The 18,748-nt window shown below is 59.7% G+C and carries 15 protein-coding genes; 5 read left to right on the top strand and 10 right to left on the bottom strand.

Annotated elements, in window-relative coordinates:
- Positions 1 to 9: 9 nt before the first annotated feature.
- Genes entF through fes form a run of 3 tightly spaced genes read right to left on the bottom strand, consistent with a single transcriptional unit; the run spans position 10 to position 5,283 of the window.
- Positions 10 to 3,867 carry an enterobactin non-ribosomal peptide synthetase EntF gene (gene entF / locus ACMGGM_RS19130; protein ID WP_063943409.1) on the bottom strand — a complete coding sequence of 1,286 codons (3,858 nt, stop codon included), beginning with the start codon at positions 3,865 to 3,867 and terminating at the stop codon, positions 10 to 12.
- Positions 3,864 to 4,076 (bottom strand): MbtH family protein, encoded by a 213-nt coding sequence (locus ACMGGM_RS19125; RefSeq protein ID WP_014882944.1) that lies wholly within the window; start codon positions 4,074 to 4,076, stop codon positions 3,864 to 3,866. The genes entF and ACMGGM_RS19125 overlap by 4 nt, the downstream gene beginning before the upstream one ends.
- A 10-nt stretch (positions 4,077 to 4,086) precedes the next feature.
- Positions 4,087 to 5,283, bottom strand: coding sequence for an enterochelin esterase (gene fes / locus ACMGGM_RS19120; RefSeq protein WP_014882943.1), 1,197 nt, complete (start codon positions 5,281 to 5,283; stop codon positions 4,087 to 4,089).
- 145 nt (positions 5,284 to 5,428) lie between these two features.
- Here fes and ACMGGM_RS19115 point away from each other — a divergent pair, with 145 nt between their 5' ends.
- Both ACMGGM_RS19115 and entD read left to right on the top strand, forming a co-directional pair.
- A complete protein-coding gene (locus ACMGGM_RS19115; RefSeq protein ID WP_014882942.1) occupies positions 5,429 to 7,669 on the top strand; it encodes a TonB-dependent siderophore receptor in 2,241 nt (746 codons plus the stop codon).
- A gap of 59 nt (positions 7,670 to 7,728) precedes the next feature.
- Entirely contained in the window at positions 7,729 to 8,403 is a 675-nt protein-coding gene (gene entD / locus ACMGGM_RS19110; RefSeq protein WP_014882941.1) for an enterobactin synthase subunit EntD, read from the top strand.
- Here entD and ACMGGM_RS19105 read toward each other — a convergent pair.
- From ACMGGM_RS19105 to betT, 7 genes are all read right to left on the bottom strand, one after another.
- A complete protein-coding gene (locus ACMGGM_RS19105) occupies positions 8,357 to 9,196 on the bottom strand; it encodes a metal ABC transporter permease (RefSeq protein WP_014882940.1) in 840 nt (279 codons plus the stop codon). The two genes, entD and ACMGGM_RS19105, sit on opposite strands and share 47 nt — an antisense overlap.
- Positions 9,193 to 10,050 carry an iron/manganese ABC transporter permease subunit SitC gene (gene sitC / locus ACMGGM_RS19100; RefSeq protein ID WP_014882939.1) on the bottom strand — a complete coding sequence of 286 codons (858 nt, stop codon included), beginning with the start codon at positions 10,048 to 10,050 and terminating at the stop codon, positions 9,193 to 9,195. Before sitC ends, ACMGGM_RS19105 begins: the two co-directional genes overlap by 4 nt.
- The gene (gene sitB / locus ACMGGM_RS19095) at positions 10,047 to 10,853 is read right to left on the bottom strand and encodes an iron/manganese ABC transporter ATP-binding protein SitB (protein WP_014882938.1); all 807 of its coding nucleotides are present in this window, start codon (positions 10,851 to 10,853) and stop codon (positions 10,047 to 10,049) included. Before sitB ends, sitC begins: the two co-directional genes overlap by 4 nt.
- 2 nt (positions 10,854 to 10,855) lie before the next feature.
- Positions 10,856 to 11,767: a metal ABC transporter substrate-binding protein gene (locus tag ACMGGM_RS19090; protein ID WP_014882937.1), complete on the bottom strand. Its 912-nt coding sequence runs from the start codon at positions 11,765 to 11,767 to the stop codon at positions 10,856 to 10,858.
- A 166-nt stretch (positions 11,768 to 11,933) separates the two neighbouring features.
- Positions 11,934 to 12,218 carry a NadS family protein gene (gene nadS / locus ACMGGM_RS19085; protein WP_014882936.1) on the bottom strand — a complete coding sequence of 95 codons (285 nt, stop codon included), beginning with the start codon at positions 12,216 to 12,218 and terminating at the stop codon, positions 11,934 to 11,936.
- Positions 12,215 to 12,607 (bottom strand): type II toxin-antitoxin system RelE/ParE family toxin, encoded by a 393-nt coding sequence (locus ACMGGM_RS19080; protein WP_014882935.1) that lies wholly within the window; start codon positions 12,605 to 12,607, stop codon positions 12,215 to 12,217. The genes nadS and ACMGGM_RS19080 overlap by 4 nt, the downstream gene beginning before the upstream one ends.
- Positions 12,608 to 12,743: 136 nt before the next feature.
- Entirely contained in the window at positions 12,744 to 14,777 is a 2,034-nt protein-coding gene (gene betT, locus ACMGGM_RS19075; RefSeq protein ID WP_014882934.1) for a choline BCCT transporter BetT, read from the bottom strand.
- A 128-nt stretch (positions 14,778 to 14,905) separates the two neighbouring features.
- On the opposite strand from betT, the gene betI reads away from it, so the two are divergent.
- The 3 genes from betI to betA are packed head-to-tail and all read left to right on the top strand — an operon-like array spanning position 14,906 to position 18,657.
- Positions 14,906 to 15,493, top strand: a complete 588-nt coding sequence (gene betI / locus ACMGGM_RS19070) for a transcriptional regulator BetI (RefSeq protein WP_014882933.1) — start codon at positions 14,906 to 14,908, stop codon at positions 15,491 to 15,493.
- 13 nt (positions 15,494 to 15,506) lie between these two features.
- Positions 15,507 to 16,979 (top strand): betaine-aldehyde dehydrogenase, encoded by a 1,473-nt coding sequence (betB, locus tag ACMGGM_RS19065; protein WP_014882932.1) that lies wholly within the window; start codon positions 15,507 to 15,509, stop codon positions 16,977 to 16,979.
- A 13-nt stretch (positions 16,980 to 16,992) separates the two neighbouring features.
- Complete coding sequence (gene betA / locus ACMGGM_RS19060) at positions 16,993 to 18,657, top strand: choline dehydrogenase (protein ID WP_014882931.1); 1,665 nt, start codon at positions 16,993 to 16,995, stop codon at positions 18,655 to 18,657.
- Positions 18,658 to 18,748 lie beyond the last annotated feature (91 nt).

Below are 18,748 nucleotides of genomic sequence, written 5' to 3'. Positions count from 1 at the left end.
GCATTTGCACTATCCCAACATTTCCCTCAATACCGGCCCAATCTTCTCAAACGCCTGCGGCGAAATGATATCCACGTGGGCGCAATCCTGGCTATGCACCTCAAGCTCCGCCACCCACGGCGCCCAGGCGATCTGCGGATCCATCGTGCGCGTGCGCTCGGCGACAAACAGCGTCGCTTTGCCGTCAAACCGCGCGCTGTGCGCCGTGGTGAGCAGGCGCACCGCATCGGCGTAGTTGCCCTCGATGGCGCCAAACAGCTCACTGCTGCCCTGCCCCTGCTGCGCGGCGATAAACGCCTGCCGCTCGCGCTCAATTTCCGCCAGCACTGCCGGGTCCAGGCCGTTGGCCTCTTTCTCCGCCCAGTTCTGGGTTTCCGGTGGCCAGGTATCCAGCAGGCCAAGGAACGCCACCTCTTCACCCTGCGCGCGCAAACGAGCGGCAATAGCCTGCGCCAGCGTGCCGCCGAGGGAATAGCCGAACAAATAATACGGCCCCTGCGGCTGCTGCTTACGCAGCGTATTGAGGTGATGATCAATCACCCCATCCAGATCCGCACACTGCTGCATCGGCCCTTCCGGTCGGGGAGACTGAATGCCGGTGATAGACCAGTGCGGGCTGAGGTGGCGCGCCAGGACGCTGAACTGCCAGGCAAAACCGGACGCCGGATGGAAGCAGAATAGCGTCGGGCCATCGCTTTCACGCAGCGGCAGAACGGCTTCATGCCCCAGACGCTGCGCCTGCTCGTCGTTCATTTTTAAGTCCAGCAGCGCACTGAGCTTGCTCACCGTCGAGGCGACCATAATCTGCCCCGGCGTGACCTTGCGGGCGAACGTGCGGCTGAGCTGCGCCGCCAGCCGCATCGCCAGCAGCGAGTGGCCGCCGAGGGCAAAGAAGTCGGCTTCGATATCGTTCACCTCGCAACCCAGCAGCGCGGCAAACGCCTGCGCCACGGCGATTTCGGTGTCCGTTTTCGGCGCGCGTCCGGTGGTTTTGCTGGTCAACTCCGGCAGCGGCAGCGCCTTGCGGTCGAGTTTGCCGTTCGCGCTGAGCGGCAGCGCGCTGAGTTGCAGCAGCGCCACCGGCACCATATGCGGCGGAAGCTGCGCCTTCAGCGATTCCAGCAGCGCATCGCGATCCAGCGGTAAACCGGATTCGGAGACAACGTATCCCACCAGCTGGCGGGCATCGCCCCCCGTTGCCGCCGCCTGGTTGAACACGCAGGCATGCGCCACGGCCTGCGCCACGTCCGGCAGCGACAGCATCGCCCGGTCGATTTCGCCCAGCTCAATACGCTGGCCGCGAATTTTTAGCTGATCATCGCTGCGGCCCAGATATTCTACCGCCCCGTTATCCAGCCTGCGGGCGACGTCACCGGTGCGATACATCCGCTCGCCCGGCGCGAACGGGTCGGCGATAAAGCGGCTGGCGGTGAGATCCGGACGCCCCAGATATCCCTGCGCCAGCTGAATGCCGGTGAGATACAGATCCCCCGCCACGCCGAACGGCACCGGGCGCATCATTGCATCCAGAATGCGCAGCCCCGTGTTCCACACCGGGAAACCAATCGGCACGCTATTGCCTTCAACGGCCGCCAGCTCAGGGCCAAACGCCGGATACCAGCTCACGTCCACTGCCGCTTCGGTCGGGCCGTAGAGGTTGTGCAGCGGCGCACGGGTGAGCTGTTCCCACTCGCGGCACAGCCCGGTCGGCAGCGCTTCGCCGCTGCAGAACACCTGCTTAAGCGTCCTGCAGCAGTCGACGTTTTCCGGCGTCAGCGAGGCGACAAACGCCGCCAGCATCGACGGCACAAAGTGGGTCGTCGTGACGCCATACCGGGCGAAGAAGCTCTGCATCGCCTGCGGGTCCCGGTGCGCGTCCGGCTCGGCCATCACCAGCTTCGCCCCGGCGATAAACGGCCACCAGAACTCCCAGACCGAGACGTCAAAGCTGCACGGCGTTTTCTGCGCCACCACGTCATTCGCTGTCAGCGGGTAGTGGTTCTGCATCCACTTCAGGCGGTTAACGATGGCGGTATGCCCAACCATCACCCCTTTCGGACGCCCGGTTGAACCCGAGGTAAAGATGATGTACGCCGTCTGCTCCGGTTTCGCCACGCGCAGAGGCTCAGTACCCGCAGCAGGTAAAAGCATGTTGTAACTAAACGAAGCTATGGGCAGTTCGCTAAAGCGCGGAAGCTGCTCATCGGTGGTAATCAGCAGGGATGGCTTTGCGTCCTCCAGCATCATCCGCAGGCGGTCGTCCGGGTAACCGGTGTCCAGCGGTAACCACGCGGCGCCGGCTTCCACAATGCCGTGCAGGGCCAGCGTCAGGAATACCGAACGCGGGAGGGCCACCGCCACGCTGTCGCCCGGCTTCACGCCGCGCGCACGCAGCAGGTTTGCCAGCGCGACCACCTGCTCGCGCATCTGGCGGTAGTTCAGCTCGATGTGCGCATCCGCCAGCGCGGGGGCGTCCGGCGTCCTGCTCGCCTGTTCCGCCACCAGCTCCGCGAGCGTGGTGGAGGGTAGCGCCAGCCCGGTGTCATTGATGCGCGCAAGCTGCGCGTACTCTTGCTCTGACACGGTTTCCACTTCCCCACAGCGCAGGTCCGGGTTAGCGGCAAACTGCACCAGCATCGCGTTCAGGCGCGCGACGTGGCCCTTCAGCGTTGTTTCATCGTAACGCTGTTTGCTGGCGAGAATTTCAATGCTTAATCCGCCCTGCTCGTCCGGGAACAAGGCCAGCTCGAGATCGTTCACCGGTCCGGTCGCCAGCGTGTGGGTGATGGCCTCTACGCCGTCGAGTTCCAGTTGATAATCGAACACCTTAACGTTCAGCACCGGGCCAAACAGGGCTTCATCACCCGCCGCCTTACCGCTGTCGCGGAGAATTTGCTCCGCGTCGTAGCGCTGATGGCGGCGCATTTTTTTCAGCTGGCTCGCCAGACGCAGCGCCAGCCCAGGCAGGCTCTCCTGCGGATCGATATTCACCGCCAGCGGCAGGACGTTGAGCACCGGTCCGGTTGCGGTCAGCGCGACGGAGCCCATGCGGCGCATAAAGATAAACCCGGCGGCGTAGTCCAGACGCCCGGTCAGGCGGCCCAGCCACAGCGTGACCAGCGCAAGCGCCAGATCGGTACGCTGAGCCTGCCCTGCAGCCTGCGCAAGCTGGCTAAACGCGCTGCTGTCGGCGACGATTTTCAGGCGCAGGATGTCAGTTGTCGCGGCGCGCCCCGGCAGCGGCGCGGAAGAAAGAGAGACCGGAGGAGGAAGCTGTCTGCGCTGCGCTGCCCAGAAGTCACCGTCGCGTGCATACGCCTCGCTTTCACGATAGCGCTGATACTCTTCCACCACCTCAGCGAAGGGTGAAAAAGGAGATGGCGGCATGGGGTCGCCTTTTTTCCATGCGGCATAAATGGCGGCAATCTGGCGGGTAATCGCCGGGAAACTGAAGCCATCTACCACTAAGTGATGATAACGCTGATACCAGTACCAGCGTTCTTCCCCCACCTGAATCAGCAGATGAAACGCCAGCGGTTGACCGCTGTCGACGCGCAGGTTCTGGTTGAGATCGGCTTCCATCAGCGCCACGGCGGCATCATGAGAGTCCACGCGAACGATGGACGGTTCCGGCAGCATGACGGTTTCATCCACCCACTGCCACACCTCACCGTTATCTTCGGCAAAACGCATCCGCAGGGTATCGGCCTGCATCATGCCTTCAGCAATGGCTTTTGCCAGCAACGGCGCGTCGATATCGCCCTTTAGCTCAGTGTAGTGCGCCACGCTCCAGGCATTTGGCAGCGCGGACAACTGCTCCGCCATCCAGATACCCGGCTGGGCGGCGACAAGCGGAAGACGGCTCATGCGTTTTCCCCCGCAAAATACGACGGCTCAAGCGTCTGCCAGTGTTCCGCCAGCCACTGCTGGCACACGTCCTGAGGCTGCGCTTCGCATACCACGCGCCAGCCCGCGGGCAATTCGCACTGCTGCGGCCACAGGCTGTACTGCCCCTGGTCGTTTTGCAAAATGACAAACTGTCCCTGCGGATTATCGAAAGGATTGCTGAATTCCATACAGACTCCGTTATTGAATAAGCGGCTGCCAGAGGGTCATCAGCCCCTGCGTCAGCCCACCGCGCCAGCAAAGCGCGTCGTGTCCGCCGTCAACCTGACGCCAGTAAACCTGCTGCGCGTGCAATTCGGCGTAAATCGCCTGATTCACGCGGAAGATAAGCGGTTCGTTGCGCCCGGCCTCAAGGACGATGCGCAGTCCGCGTGCGGTTTTTTCACCCGCTTTAAGCTGCCCGATGAGTAGCCCCTCCTGCTGTGCGCCGCGGTGCGGCCACCAGTAGGAACCGGACTGACTGAGCACGCAGCCAAAGCGCTGCGGCCAGTTGAGGCCCGCATAAAGGGAGGAAAGCCCGCCGAAGCTCTGACCCGCCGCCACGGTACGGTCGGCGCGGTCGCTGAAGGGGGCAATGCGTTGTATCTGTGGGAGGAGTTCTTCCTGTACCGCCAGCCAGAAATCGGGGTTGCAGGGAAGCTCGCGGCTGCGGTGTGCGGTATCAATCACATCAATTAAGACATAGACCGCCGGGGGCAGTTTGCCTTCACGGGTAAGCGCGGCCAGCGCGGGCCAGACGGGCATGCTTTCGGCCCAGAACTGGCCATCAAGCAGCACCGCCAGCGGGCGCTCGGGGTTTTCCTCCCCGGTGGTAAAAATCCAGACTCGGCGGCGGTTTTTCAGGCGTGCGCTTTCCCAATCAATACAGACCGGCGCGTGGTGGGGCGTATCAGGACGATCCCAGCCTGGCTGAACGGGTGCGCCCGGCATTTCAAGCGCCGAAACGGCATGACCGCGACCACCGCGCCAGCTCTGCGGGTTAAGCGGGTCGGAAACCGCGTGCGGCAGCAGTTTACCCCAGCCTTCGCGCAGCGCCATACGGTCCGGACTCTCGCCTTCAAACACCGCGTCGGCAAAATCGTTTTCATTCACGGAAGGGATAAAACAGTAGCTCCCCCGCCACGCGGGACTGAACTCTCCCTCCCACTGCCAGACGTCGGTATCCGGGATGCGTTTGAGGGACTGCGGGCGGGCATTTTGATGGTGATCGGTCACGCCGGTGATATTGAGCCAGACGTGTTTAATCGGTGACGAGGTCTGCGTTCCGTTCGGATCGCGCCACCAGAACGTGACGCGAAATTTACCGTTTTCAGGTTTCAAGTCAGGCCCGCTTTTCGACTGCCACCACGCTTCACTGCCCGTTGTTAACGCCGTCACCCTTATAACCTCATGTTTAACAGTCTTTTTTGTTTCAGGACAAATTTTATTGATAATATTATTGATAACTATTTGCATTTGCAATAGCGTAATGCCCGCGCTGTGGGAAGCGCGTTCATGAATAACCATAAAAGCGGGACGTACAATGAATAAGAAGATTCACTCTCTGGCCTTGCTGGTCAATTTAGGGATTTATGGCGTCGCGCTGCCCGCCATGGCAGACGACAACGCCGCCTCCGCGCAGCACGAAGAAACGATGGTGATCACCGCCGCCGAGCAAAATTTGCAGGCGCCGGGCGTGTCGACCATCACCGCCGATGAGATCCGTAAAAACCCGCCCGCGCGCGACGTGTCGGAAATCATCCGCACCATGCCGGGCGTGAACCTCACCGGTAACTCCACCAGCGGCCAGCGCGGGAATAACCGTCAGATTGATATCCGCGGCATGGGCCCGGAAAACACCCTGATCCTGATCGACGGTAAACCGGTTACCAGCCGTAACTCCATCCGTCTGGGCTGGCGCGGCGAGCGTGATACCCGGGGCGATACCGGCTGGGTACCGCCGGAGATGATCGAGCGCATCGAAGTGATCCGTGGTCCGGCGGCCGCCCGCTACGGCAACGGCGCGGCAGGTGGCGTGGTCAACATCATCACCAAAAAATTCGACGACCAGTGGCACGGCTCCTGGAACACCTACCTGAATGCGCCGGAACATAAAGATGAAGGTTCCACTAAGCGCACCAACTTCAGCCTGAGCGGCCCGCTGGGCGGCGATTTCAGCTTCCGCATGTTCGGTAACCTGGACAAAACCCAGGCCGACGCGTGGGACATCAACCAGGGCCATCAGTCTGACCGTACCGGCGCCTACGCCAACACCCTGCCCGCAGGTCGTGAAGGTGTAGAGAACAAAGACATCAACGGCGTCGTGCGCTGGGACTTCGCCCCCATGCAGTCCCTGGAGTTTGAAGCAGGCTATAGCCGCCAGAACAACCTTTATGCGGGCGACACGCAGAACACCAATAACGACAACGCGCTGGTGAAGAAAAACTACGGCAAAGAGACCAACCGTATTTATCGCCAGAACTTCGCGGTGACCTGGAACGGCGGCTGGGATAACGGCATTACCACCAGCAACTGGGCGCAGTACGAACACACCCGCAACTCCCGTCTGGGCGAAGGGCTGGCTGGCGGGACGGAAGGTCTGTTTAACAGCGATAAATTCACCGACACCGATCTGGCCGACGTGATGCTGCACAGCGAAATCAATCTACCGATTGATTTCCTCGTTAACCAGAATCTGACCCTGGGCACCGAGTGGAACCAGCAGCGCATGAAGGATTCGACCTCCTTCACGCAAACCCAGCAGGGCGGCACCATTCCGGGCATGAGCAACGACCGTAGTCCGTACACCTCGGCGGAGATTTTCTCCCTGTTTGCGGAGAACAACATGGAGCTGACCGACAGCACCATGCTGACCCCTGCCCTGCGCTTCGATCACCACACCATCGTCGGCAATAACTGGAGCCCGTCGCTTAACCTGTCGCAAGGTCTGGGGGATGACTTCACGCTGAAGATGGGTATTGCGCGGGCTTACAAAGCGCCAAGCCTGTATCAGACCAACCCGAACTATCTGCTCTACAGTAAAGGCCAGGGTTGCTACGCAAGCGGCGACGGCGTCGGCTGCTACATGATGGGCAACGACGATCTGAAAGCCGAAACCAGCATCAACAAAGAGATCGGTCTGGAGTGGAAACGCGACGGCTGGCTGGCGGGCGTGACCTGGTTCCGCAACGACTACCGCGACAAGATTGAAGCGGGCTATGCGCCAATTGGCCACACCTCTTCCGGCAAGGTGCAGACGGATATTTACCAGTGGGAAAACGTCCCGAAAGCGGTGGTTGAAGGGCTGGAAGGCTCCCTGAACGTGCCGGTCAGCGACACGATCAACTGGACCAATAACATCACTTACATGCTGCAGAGTAAGAACAAGGAGACCGGCGACCGTCTGTCGATCATTCCGGAGTACACGCTAAACTCGACCCTGAGCTGGCAGGTGCATCAGGATGTGTCGCTGCAGTCGACCTTCACCTGGTACGGCAAGCAGCAGCCGAAGAAGTACAACTACAAGGGTGAACCGGTGAGCGGGTCTGAGAAAGACGAAGTTAGCCCGTACAGCATCGTTGGCCTGAGCGCGACCTGGGACGTGACCAAAAACGTCAGCCTGACCGGCGGCGTGGACAACGTCTTCGACAAGCGCCAGTGGCGTGCGGGTAATGCCCAAACCACGGGGAATGCCACCACCGGCGCGTATATGTACGGTGCAGGAGCGTATACGTATAATGAGCCGGGTCGCACGTGGTATATGAGTGTGAATACGCATTTTTAAGGCACTGAAGTAAACCTTCCCTCTCCCCTCCGGGGAGAGGGTCAGGGTGAGGGGAAACCATGCACACAACCCACAGCACGTTCATTCTCGCCGATCGCACCGTTCACCGGGTCACCTTCGACCCCACCACTTTTACCGACGCCGATCTCCTCTGGCTTCCCCATCACGCAGAGCTTTCAAACGCCGGACGCAAACGCAAAGCCGAGCATCTTGCCGGGCGCATCGCCGTGGCGCACGCCTTACCGGACCACACCGTACCCGGCATCGGCCCCAGCGGGGAACCGCGCTGGCCACAGGGAGTGTCTGGCAGCATTACCCACATCAGCACGCAGGCGATGGCTGTCGTTACGCACGACCACCCTGCGCTTATCGGCATTGATTGCGAAACGATCCTCCCCGAAAACGAAGCCCGGGAAATCAAAGACGGCATTATTGATGCGCTTGAAGAGAGCGTCCTTTCCCGCTCGGGTTACCCGTTCGCCCTCGCCCTGACGCTGGTGTTTAGCGCCAAAGAGAGCCTGTTCAAAGCCCTCTTTCCGCAGGTGCAGGCCTGGATGGGATTTGACAGCGCCCGCGTCACGCAGCTCGTCGATAAGACGCTTACGCTGGCATTGACCTGCCAGCGCGCGGGCTATCCCGAAGGCACCGCCTTTACCGTTCACTGGCAACAGCACGGCGAACAGGCGATCACCCTGCTGTCACACTCTCCTGTCGACGGGCCTTCACGCTGGTGACCACAAACGTCACGATAAACACGACCGCGAACAGCACGACGATGGTCGGGGCAGGCGCGCTGTCGAGATAAAACGACGCATAGACGCCGCTGACGGACACGAGCGCGGAAACGGCTACCGCCACCAGCAGCGCCATGTGGAAGCGCCGGGTGATCAGCACCGCCACCGCGCCGGGCGCAATAAGCAACGAAATCGACAGAATAATCCCCACCGCTTTCAGCGTCGCCACGATGGTCAGCGAAACCATGCACAGTAATCCATAGTGCAGCCAGCGAGTGCGCAACCCGCTCGCCTGCGCCTGCTGATAATCAAAGCAGAACAGCAAAAAGTCCCGCCATTTCAGGCCAATCACCAGCGCAATCAGTCCCGCCACAATCCCGCTTTGCAGAATGTCCATTCCGTTAATACCCAGCATATCGCCGAACAGAATATGGTCGAGATGCACCTCGGGTTTGACGGCGATGTAGAGGATCAACCCGGCACCGAACATGCCGGAAAAGACGATCCCCATAACCGTATCCTGCTTGATGCGGCTGTTATCTTTCAGGTATCCGGTGGCGACCGCGCAGAACAGACCGGCAACGAAAGCGCCCAGCGCCAGCGGCAGCCCCATCATCCAGGCCAGCACGACGCCGGGAAACACCGCATGGCTCATGGCGTCGCCCATCAGCGCCCAGCCCTTGAGCACCAGAAAAACCGACAGCAGCGCGCAGGGCACGGCGACCAGGAGTGAAATCAGCAGCGCGTTGTTCATAAACGCAAACTGGAAGGGTTCAAGGAGCAGCGCGATCATGGGTGGACCTCCTGCGCCTGACGCGCCCGGCGGCGGCTGGCGAGCAGCCCGTGCTTCGGCGCAAAGACGAACGCCAGCAGGAACAGCAGCGTCTGGGCGACCACGATAATGCCGCCGGTCGCGCCGTCGAGATAATAGCTCGCCCACGCGCCGAGGAAGCTGGTAATGCTACCCATGGCAACGGCAATCATCAGCAGTCGCGGGAAGCGATCGGTCAGCAGCCACGCGGTCGCGCCGGGCGTGACCACCAGACAGATCACCAGAAATGCGCCGACGGTTTGCAGCGCAGCCACGGTGGAAACCGCCAGCAGGGTAAAGAAAAGGATCTTCAGACGTTCAGGACGCAGACCGATGGCGCGGGCGTGGTTCTCATCAAAAAAGGTCACCATCAAATCTTTCCATTTGAACAGCAGAACAAGCATCGACACCACGCCGATAATCGCCAGCTGGACGATGTCTTCCGGGGCAATGGCGAGGATATTCCCGAGGACGATAGTCTGAATATTCACCGAGGTCGGGTTGAGTGAGACCATAAACAGCCCGAGGCCGAAAAAGGAGGAGAAGATCAGCCCGATGATGGCGTCCTCTTTCAGGCGGCTGCGCTGGTTGAGAAACAGCATGCTGCCCGCCGCCAGCCCGCCCGACAGGAACGACCCCAGCGAAAACGGCAGCCCGAGCATGTAGGCTCCCGCCACGCCCGGTACGATGGAGTGCGAGAGCGCATCGCCAATCAGCGACCAGCCTTTTAGCATCAGATAGCACGAGAGAAACGCGCACAGCCCGCCCACCATCGCCGAAACCCACATCGCGTTCAGCATGTACTCGTAACCGAAGGGTTCCAGAAGTACGCTCATTTTACCTCCTGACGGTGCGTCACGAAGGGGCGTTCATCGTCGGTAATAATGCGATCTTCAGAGCCGCTGAGCACCACGTGGCGCAGCACGCCGCTGAAGGCGCGCTCCAGATTTTCGGCGGTAAAGGTGGTTTCCGTCGGGCCGCTTGCCAGCACGGTACCTTTGACCATGACCGTGTAATCGCAAAACTCGGAGACGGAGCCTAAATTGTGGGTCGATACCAGCATGGTTTTGCCCTCATCGCGCAGTTCCCGCAGCAGGCTGATAATTCTGGCTTCAGTTTTAACGTCCACGCCGGTAAATGGCTCGTCGAGCAGGATCACCTCGCCCTGCTGGGCAATCGCCCGCGCCAGAAACACGCGTTTCTTTTGCCCGCCGGAGAGCTCGCCAATCTGCCGATGGCGCAGCTCAAGCATATCCACCCGTTTCAGAGCGTCGGTGACGATCTGCCGATCCAGCGCTTTTGGCCGACGCAAAAAACCCATATGTCCGTAGCGGCCCATCATCACCACGTCTTCCACCAGCACCGGGAACGACCAGTCAACCTCTTCCGACTGCGGCACGTAGGCGACCAGGTTCTGACGGAGCGCCCGGTGAGGCGGTAATCCCAGAATAGTGATCGTGCCGCTTGCCGCCCGTACAAAGCCCATCACCGCCTTAAACAGCGTAGATTTGCCGGAACCGTTCACACCTACCAGTGCGGCAATCGATCCGCCCGGCACGCTGAACGAGGCATCACTCAATGCGGTATGACCGTTGCGGTAGGTCACGGTCAAATCGGTTACGACAATCCCCTTCTGCATGGTTACTCCTTCATGCCGTCACGGATGCCCTGCACCAGCGTGCGGGTCGTGACGTTCAACAGATCGATATAGGTCGGCACCGGGCCGTTTTCTGCGCTCAGGGAGTCGACATACAGCACGCCGCCGTAATGGGTATCGGTTTCCCGTGCCACCTGGCGCGCGGGTTTATCGGAGACCGTACTTTCGCTGAACACCGCCGGGATGCGATGTTTTTTCACCAGATCGATAACCTTGCGCACCTGCTGAGGCGTGCCCTGCTGATCGGCGTTGATCGGCCACAGGTAAAGCTCTTTCAGGCCCAGATCCCGCGCCAGATAGGAGAACGCCCCTTCACTGGTGACCATCCAGCGCTTATCTTCCGGGATCTCCGCAACCTGCTTACGCAGCGGTTCGAGGGTAGCGGTGATCTTCTGCTTATAGGCTTCAGCGTTGCGCTGATAGGTCTGCGCATTCGCCGGGTCGTACTTCACCAGCGCGTCACGAATGTTATCGACGTAAATCAGGGCGTTATCCGGAGACATCCACGCGTGCGGGTTGGGTTTGCCGTTATACGGCCCTTCCCCGATCCCCATCGGCGTAATGCCTTTGGTGACAATCACTTCCGGCACGCCGTTCAGATGCTGATAAAACCGCTGGAACCACAGTTCCAGATTCATGCCGTTCGCCAGAATCAGCTGCGCCTTTTGCGCGCGCTTGATGTCGCCGGGCGTGGGCTGATACTCATGGATTTCAGCGCCCGGTTTGGTGATAGAAGTGACATCTGCGGCGTCCCCCGCCACGTTTTTCGCCATATCAGCGATAACGGTAAAGGTCGTGATGACCTGGAATTTTTCAGCCGCCTGCGCGCCCGTGGTGGCCGCGGTCAGTAGCAGCGAGCTGAACAACAGACGCTTCAATCCTTGCAGTAGGTGCATCGCAGAACTCTCCCGAGGTGATTAAATTCAAAGCAAAATTAGCCCGTGCTATAAGGTATAGCACAGGCTATATTTAAATGAAAATAGTTATCATTAAAGATATGTCAACGAAGGCGGTTCGTTTTGTGGGCCGGGTAAGCGCAGCGCCACCCGGCAAGAGGGCTACCTAATGCCCGGCAAGGGCCTTATAAAATGCAGGGTTCTCCCGAATCACATTCAGTACCTTCGCCGCCAGTCCGGTTGGGTTGCGACGTTTAGACTCCCAGCTTTTTATCGTGTCAACGCTCGTGCCAAGCGCCTTCGCCATTTCGCTTTGGGTGATATTGAGCTGTTCTCTGATTGCGCGAACATCTGCAACTTCATAGCGGGTTACTCTGGAAGCTGCCTTCCTTCCGCTATGGATCTCAACGGCTTCTTCAAGCGAAGATTTTAATTCATCGAATATACTCATTGTCTGCCTCCTTCTGCCTGAATGGAGTACATAGTACACCTACCATTTATGGCATAGGAAGTAGTATTTTTCAGAACAGAAGTCAGTTTTTTAAGTTCAGCTTTCTCTGCCTCAGTCAGGCTGTCCCTGGTGCTTTTTAGGTAGGCCATGATGAAATAGATCACCTCTTCCGTTGCCAGAAAGTAAATCACTCTGGCTCCCCCTCTCTTTCCTTTTGAGCCTGCGGCCAGCCTTATTTTACGTAATCCCCCCGTATGCTGAATCAGGTCACCTTTATCAGGCCGGGCAATGAGTTCCTTTTGGAGATCCTTTAATTCATCATCCGTAGCAATGCTTTTGATCTGGCGGGTAAAAAGTGAAGTTTCGATAAATTCTATCGCGTGACTCATCCATGGTTCCTTCCCGAAAAACAACAACAGCCTGGCTCATCAGCGCAGGCTGTCGCTGCAATATTACTCTTCCATGAGTAATATTGCGTCAGTTGACTGTATTTATATACAGCATGATGAAGTTTTAAGAATCTGTTTAGACATCCGGGAACATCACGCTATTCCCCGGCGCTTCCCTGTGCAGATGGATAAAGTTCAGGTGGCGTTCGTACTGGTCCAGAATGTCCGTAATCACCTGCTCCTTGCTGTAGTCCATCAGGTCGTTCCCCTGGCTTCCCTCAAGCAGGAAGGTCTCCAGCCGGTAATAGGTCGATTTCCCGCTGCGCGCCCGGTAGGTAAACCCGGGCACCGAATACTGCTGCGGCCAGATCTGGTAGACGAAGTTTTGCTCGTCGCCCATGTGCACCAGCAGATCCAGGTGCCCCAGGTTTTCGCCTTCATCCGGCGGCAGATTTTTCAGCTCCACGTAGGCACCCCGCAGGCGCAACTCCTGTGCGACTTCCTCCATCGCCGGGAAGCAGACCGTCTCCATCATCTGTTTGGTGTAGCGCGTACCCGGGTAGTTCATCAGGCGCGACAGACGTTTCTTCCAGCTCAGCCTGTCCTGCGCGCCCAGCGGACGCGGCGCGGTATCACGGCTGGCGCTGACGCGGCGGTAGTCTTCCACCTTGAGCGATTTATACAGCCCGGCCATGACGAAGAAGATCACGAAGCTAAACGGCAGGCCCATGATCACCGTCGTATTCTGCAGCGCCGAAATACCGTTGGTCATCAGCATGCCGAGCGTCAGCAGGCCAATCGCCACGGACCAGAAGATGCGCAGCCAGTTCGGCGCGTCGCTGTTGATGTCCTTCAGCTTCGAGGTGAAGTTCCCCAGCACCAGCGCGCCGGAATCCGCTGAGGTGACGTAGAACAGCAGCCCGGTAATGGTCGCCACGGAGGCGCTAAAGGTAAACGCCGGGTACTGCGCCAGCAGGCTGTAGAAGCCGCGCTCCGGGTGCGCCATCGCTTCCTGAGCAAAACCGGCATTGCCGTGGATGATCTCGTGCAGCGCGCTGTTGCCGAAAATCGACAGCCACAGCAGGGTAAAGGTGAACGGGATAATCAGCGTACCCATCACGAACTGGCGAATGGTGCGCCCGCGCGAAATTCGCGCCAGGAACAGGCCGACAAACGGCGACCACGCTACCCACCACGCCCAGAAGAACAGCGTCCAGTTGTTCATCCACTCCACCGGACGGTCGAAGGCGAAGCTATTGAGCGTCATCCCCATAAAGCGGTTCACGTAGTCGCCCACGTTGAGCACCAGCGCGTTGAGCAGGAACGAGGTGTCGCCCATAAACAGCACAAACAGGATCAGGCCCAGCGCCAGCGCGACGTTCAGCTCGGAGAGCACGCGGATGCCCTTGTCCACGCCGGAGGTCACCGAGATGGTGGCGATAATCACGGAGAGCGCAATCAGCGCCGCTTTCGCCGCCATTGAATCCGGAATATCAAACAGCACGCTTAGCCCGTAGTTGAGCTGCACCACGCCGATACCGAGCGTGGTCGCGATGCCGAAGATGGTGCCAATCACCGCTGCGATATCAACGGTGTGACCAATCGGCCCGTTAATTTTTTTGCCAAAAATCGGGTACAGCGCAGAGCGGATAGTGAGGGGCAAATTATAACGATAGCTAAAGTATCCGAGCGCCATCCCCATCAGGGCGTACATCGACCAGCCTGTCAGGCCGTAGTGGAACAGCGTCCAGACCATCGCCTGTCGCGCGGCCTCCATCGTCTGCCCTGCCCCTTCCGGCGGCTGCATATACTGTGTGACCGGTTCAGCCACGGAGAAGAACATCAGGTCGATGCCGATACCCGCAGCAAACAGCATTGCGGCCCAGCTCAGCAGGCTGAACTCGGGCTTGGACTGCTCTGGCCCAAGCTTCACCGAACCGAAGCGCGAGCAGGCGATGCAAACCACGAAGACAATATAGAGCGTCGCCGCCAGAAGATAGTACCAGCCAAAGGTCTTCGACACCCAGTTCAGCGTGTGCCCAATCCACTCGGCGGAAAAATCACGAAAGAAGATCGTAGTCAGGGAAAACAACAAAATCAGCCCGGCGGAAGTATAAAAAACGACCGGGTTGATTTTGTCTTTTTCTCTGTCTTGTGAAAGGTCTGTCATCCAGTATCCCCACTATTTTTGTAACTATTAAAATCCAAATCCGCAACAATTAAGACACATTTTATATTGAACGTCCAATCAAAAAACGCTTTAATGTATTACCAACGCTGATGAATGGAGTGGCAACAATGCCCAAAGTGGGGATGCAGCCGATCCGGCGCAGGCAGCTTATTAACGCCACGCTGGAAGCAATAAATGAAGTGGGAATGCACGACGCAACCATCGCGCAGATCGCCCGTCGGGCGGGCGTTTCCACGGGGATCATCAGTCACTATTTCAAAGACAAAAACGGTCTGCTGGAAGCGACCATGCGCGACATCACCGGGCAGTTGCGCGATGCGGTATTAAGCCGCTTGCACGCCCTTCCGGACGGCAGCGCGGAGCAGCGATTACAGGCGATTGTCGGCGGCAATTTTGATGAAACCCAGATCAGCAGCGCGGCAATGAAAGCCTGGCTGGCCTTCTGGGCGAGCAGCATGCACCAGCCGATGCTCTACCGTCTGCAGCAGGTCAGCAGCCGCCGCCTGCTGTCGAACCTGGTGTACGAGTTCCGCCGCGAACTGCCGCGCGAGCAGGCGCAGGAAGCGGGCTACGGGCTGGCGGCACTGATCGACGGGCTTTGGCTACGTGCCGCACTGAGCGGCAAACCGCTGGATAAAACGCTGGCCCAGTCGCTCACCAGCCACTTTATCAGCCAGCATTTACCGACCGAATAACCGAGGAGAAAGTATGTCCCGAATGGCAGAACAGCAGCTTTATATCAATGGTGGTTATACACCCGCCACCAGCGGTCGCACCTTCGAGACCATCAACCCGGCCAACGGTGAAGTCCTGGCGAGCGTTCAGGCCGCCGGGCGTGAAGACGTCGACCGCGCCGTGGAAAGCGCAACACGCGGGCAAAAAATCTGGGCGGCGATGACCGCCATGGAGCGCTCACGCATCCTGCGTCGCGCCGTGGATATCCTGCGCGAGCGTAACGACGCGCTGGCGAAGCTGGAAACCCTCGATACCGGTAAAGCGTATTCCGAAACCTCGACCGTAGACATCGTCACCGGCGCGGACGTGCTGGAGTATTACGCAGGGCTGATCCCGGCGCTGGAAGGCAGCCAGATCCCGCTGCGCGAAACCTCATTCGTCTACACCCGCCGCGAGCCACTGGGCGTGGTGGCGGGCATCGGCGCGTGGAACTACCCGATCCAGATCGCCCTGTGGAAATCGGCCCCGGCGCTGGCGGCGGGCAACGCGATGATCTTCAAGCCGAGCGAAGTGACGCCGCTCACCGCCCTCAGGCTTGCCGAAATCTATACCGAAGCGGGTCTGCCGGACGGCGTGTTTAATGTCCTGCCGGGCGTAGGCGCGGAGACCGGCCAGTACCTGACCGAGCATCCGGGCATCGCGAAGGTCTCCTTTACCGGCGGCGTTGCCAGCGGCAAAAAGGTGATGGCCAACTCGGCGGCCTCGTCCCTGAAAGAGGTGACGATGGAGCTGGGCGGCAAATCGCCGCTGATTGTTTTCGACGATGCGGATCTGGATCTGGCGGCAGACATCGCCATGATGGCCAACTTCTTCAGCTCCGGTCAGGTCTGCACCAACGGCACCCGCGTGTTCGTGCCCGTGAAATTTAAGGCCGCGTTTGAGCAGAAAATCGTTGAGCGCGTGGGCCGCATCCGCGCGGGGGATCTGTTTGCCGAAAACACCAACTTTGGCCCGATGGTCAGCTTCCCGCACCGCGACAGCGTGCTGCGCTACATCGCCAAAGGTAAAGAAGAAGGCGCGCGCGTGCTGTGCGGCGGCGACGTGCTGAAGGGCGAAGGGTTTGATAACGGCGCGTGGGTGGCCCCGACCGTGTTCACCGACTGCACCGACGAGATGACCATCGTGCGCGAAGAGATCTTCGGCCCGGTGATGTCCATCCTCACCTATGAAACCGATGAAGAAGCGATTCGCCGCGCCAACGATACCGACTACGGACTGGCGGCGGGTATCGTCACTGCCGATCTGAACCGCGCCCACGGCGCTATTCATCAGCTCGAAGCGGGCATCTGCTGGATCAACACCTGGGGTGAATCCGCCGCAGAGATGCCGGTGGGCGGTTATAAACACTCCGGCATTGGCCGCGAGAACGGCATTATGACGCTGCAAAGCTACACCCAGGTGAAGTCCATCCAGGTTGAGATGGGTAAATTCCAGTCCATATTTTAACCGGGAGGTTTATTTGCAATTTGACTACATCATTATCGGCGCCGGCTCTGCCGGCAACGTACTGGCAACACGACTGACTGAAGATCCGAATACCACCGTGCTGCTGCTTGAGGCGGGCGGACCGGATTACCGCTTTGACTTCCGCACTCAGATGCCTGCCGCGCTGGCGTTCCCGCTGCAGGGCAAGCGCTACAACTGGGCGTATGAAACCGAGCCAGAGCCGTTTATGAACAACCGCCGCATGGAGTGCGGGCGCGGTAAAGGGCTGGGCGGTTCGTCGCTGATCAACGGCATGTGCTACATCCGCGGTAACGCGATGGATCTCGACCACTGGGCGAAAGAGCCGGGTCTGGAGCACTGGAGCTATCTTAACTGCCTGCCGTACTACCGCAAGGCAGAGACGCGCGACGTGGGCCCGAACGACTACCACGGCGGCGACGGTCCGGTGAGCGTTACCACCTCCAAACCGGGCGTGAACCCGCTGTTTGAGGCGATGGTGGAAGCGGGCGTGCAGGCGGGCTACCCGCGCACGGACGATCTCAACGGCTATCAGCAGGAAGGCTTCGGCCCGATGGACCGCACGGTCACGCCGAAGGGCCGACGCGCCAGCACCGCGCGCGGCTATCTGGACCAGGCAAAGCAACGCCCGAACCTGACCATCCGTACCCACGCCATGACCGACCGCATCCTCTTTGAAGGCAAGCGCGCGGTGGGCGTCGAGTGGCTGGAAGGCGAAAGCACGATTCCGTCGAAAGCGACGGCGAACAAAGAGGTGCTGCTGAGCGCAGGCGCCATTGCCTCCCCGCAGATCCTCCAGCGTTCCGGCGTGGGCAGCGCGGAGCTGCTGAAGCAGTTCGATATCCCGCTGGTGCACGACCTGCCCGGCGTGGGCGAAAACCTGCAGGATCACCTGGAGATGTACCTCCAGTACGAATGCAAAGAGCCGGTCTCCCTCTACCCTGCCCTGCAGTGGTGGAACCAGCCGAAGATTGGCGCTGAATGGCTGTTTGGCGGCACCGGCGTGGGGGCGAGCAACCACTTCGAAGCGGGCGGTTTTATCCGCAGCCGCGAGGAGTTCGCGTGGCCGAACATTCAGTACCACTTCCTGCCGGTGGCGATTAACTACAACGGTTCGAATGCGGTAAAAGAGCACGGCTTCCAGTGCCACGTCGGCTCCATGCGCTCGCCGAGCCGCGGCCACGTGCGCATCAAGTCGCGCGATCCGCATCAGCATCCGGCGATCCTGTTCAACTATATGTCCCACGAGCAGGACTGGCAGGAGTTCCGCGACGCGATCCGTATAACCCGTGAGATCATGCACCAGCCTGCGCTGGACAAGTACCGCGGTCGCGAGATCAGCCCGGGCGTCGAGTGCCAGACCGACGAACAGCTGGACGAGTTCGTGCGCAACCACGCCGAAACCGCCTTCCACCCGTGCGGTACCTGTAAGATGGGCAATGACGAGATGGCGGTTGTCGACGGCGAAGGCCGCGTTCACGGGCTGGAAGGGCTGCGCGTGGTGGATGCGTCGATCATGCCGCAGATCATCACCGGTAACCTGAACGCCACCACCATCATGATTGGCGAGAAGATTGCAGACGCCATTCGCGGGCGCGAACCGCTGGCGAAGAGCACGGCCGCGTATTATGTCGCGAACGGGGCGCCGGTTCGCCGCTGAGGGTGCCCCCTCCCCCTTACCCTCTCCCCACAGGGGAGAGGGAATAAACGTCTCCTAAATTTATTTTCATTTCCCTGCATCCAGTTTCCAC

Source organism: Enterobacter sp. BNK-14 (assembly GCF_047456095.1).
GTDB lineage: Bacteria > Pseudomonadota > Gammaproteobacteria > Enterobacterales > Enterobacteriaceae > Enterobacter > Enterobacter kobei.
Note: the sequence above shows the minus strand (reverse complement) of the source record. Positions and strands in the feature narration are given on the sequence as shown.